Annotated in this window: 2 protein-coding genes; both read right to left on the bottom strand. The window is 45.2% G+C overall.

Translation table 11 applies throughout. From position 1 onward, the window contains the following. Window positions 1-166: 166 nt before the first annotated feature. A complete protein-coding gene (locus tag PX636_RS17935; protein WP_288118138.1) occupies window positions 167-613 on the bottom strand; it encodes a hypothetical protein in 447 nt (148 codons plus the stop codon). 144 nt (window positions 614-757) lie between these two features. Further along, a partial coding sequence (locus tag PX636_RS17930) for an ABC transporter substrate-binding protein (RefSeq protein ID WP_288118136.1) occupies window positions 758-2101 on the bottom strand: 1344 nt, incomplete at its 5' end.

Raw genomic sequence — 2101 nt, 5'->3', positions numbered from 1 at the left:
TGGGGAGAGAATACCTCTACTTTTTCAGAAGCAATTCTGTCTAAGCAAGTAATCTCTGTGAACCAAGAATCCCCGTCTCTTTAGAGCGGGGAGTGTCAATGTCCGGGATCTGTAGGGTTGATTCATGAATCAACCCTACCCCACCAGAAATTGATTTTGTCCGATTTTACTGTGCGGGGGGAATAACTTCTAACGGAATACTTTCAGTTTCTCCATCTTTAGATGGATTGACATCCGGACTTTTTTCTGCATCTGGAGTTTCTTCGAGCGCTTTGGTTTCTGAGGTGGGGGGATTTTCGGGGGGTACTTCTGGACTGGGGTTCTTTTCCGGGATGGGAGTGAATTCCACTGGAGTTTCGCTTTCAGGAGACGGGGAAACTTCGGGGGAAGCTTCGCTATTGCGGGTAGTTTCCGTGGGAGTTTTTTCTATCCGGGGAGATTCTGGGGTAGTTGCGGGGGTAGTTGCGGGGGTGTCTTCGCTGGTTTTTTCTTCTTCCCGGGGACAGGCTGCCGATTCTAAACCGAGACGACATCGGACTTCCTCCCGTCCCAAAGACACGGCAATTCCCGACACCGACATTAATAAAGCTAGGATGGGTAAGATATTGTTCATAAAATTAGACTTGATTCTACTCCTCGACATCACATTATCTATTTTAGATAAGTAGCTGGTTATAATTAAATTAAAAATGGATTTTAGGTTCGATCCCCCCTGCCCCCTTGATAAGGGGGGCATCTGATAATTTTTAACGCCTACCTACTTAGGATCGAACTGATATTGAGAACCCTTTGGCCCCTCATTGCCGCGATTAGCACGCACCAAGGGAACTTGGTTAAAAATGTTAAAATCCGTGGTGCTTCCCTGCAAGGTGATTCCTCGATTTAAACTTTCGACTACAGTAGCACGGTCAGAACTTTTAGCGATCGCTTCTCCTAATACTTTCATGCTATCGTAGGCGGTAGCAGTACGCCAACTGACGCGACCGCGCCAACTTTTCAGCGCATCTTTGGCAAAAGGATCCGTTGCTTGGAAACTCCAAGGTACTGCTAGAACTAATCCGTCGATGCTATCCGCTCCTTGAATGAGGATATCGGGTGTATAAAGTTCATTTCCGCCTAATAAGAGCATTCCAGACGATTCTTGGGCAATAGCCACGGCTTGATCGATGCGATCGCCGTCTTTACTCAAGGCCAAAAATACCACCTTAGCGCCGGCTTGTTTTGCCTGATCTATGGCGGTTTTAGCGTTAAAATTGGCTTTGGTTGTGTCTATTGCCTTAACTATCTTGCCTCCCGGTTCCTTTATTGCTTTAGCAAAGGAATCCTTTAATTTTTGACTATAGGGACTATCGGAATTATAAAAAAGAACCACTGAGGGAGAATTCTCTTGCTTACTAGCATAATTAGCCAAAGTTTTGGCCACTGCTTCCAGATAACTGCCTAAAACTTCCTGAGACTTATCCTTAAGGGGAATGGTTTTCAGGGTTGCATTTCCCGTTTGACTAACACTGGTAGTCAGGGGAGAAAGAATGGCTAATCCTTCTTTTTCGTAACTTTCAATCGCTTTTTGACTAAAAGGATCGATTCCGTGGCCCATAACTGCCAAAACTTGACCGGATTGAATCAGATCATCAGCGATCGCTTTTGATTGTAACCCACCGCCATCATTAGCGATAACTATTTCCAAAGGATTACCCGGATTAGAATTATTAAACTCCTCTTGATACCTGGCCACACCTCGGAGAATTTCCTTGGCGCTGTTGGGGTCGTTAGCGATGGGGACAACGACGGCTATAGTATGTTTATTACCCTTTTGTCTAGCTTTGGCGTTATTGTAATAGATTTTGCCCTCCGGATCGTTTGCTTGGGGAGTGGCTGCTAGTTGGTAAACTGCGATCGCACTTGACCAATCTTCCTTTTTAAAGGCCGCTGCGCCTTTTTCTTTGTTAGGAGTGGAATTAAGCAGTATTTTCTCACCTTGGCTAAATAAATCGGGATTTTTAGCCGTATTACTCACAAAAGTTGCCTTGGTTTGCTTGTCTGGGGTTTTTTCTTGGACGACTGGGGAAGTATCGGGTTTGGGAATCAGCATTTGCAATAG

The organism is Microcystis sp. M53598_WE2 (assembly GCF_030067735.1).
GTDB classification, from domain to species: Bacteria; Cyanobacteriota; Cyanobacteriia; order Cyanobacteriales; family Microcystaceae; genus Microcystis; species Microcystis aeruginosa.
Note: the sequence above shows the minus strand (reverse complement) of the source record. Positions and strands in the feature narration are given on the sequence as shown.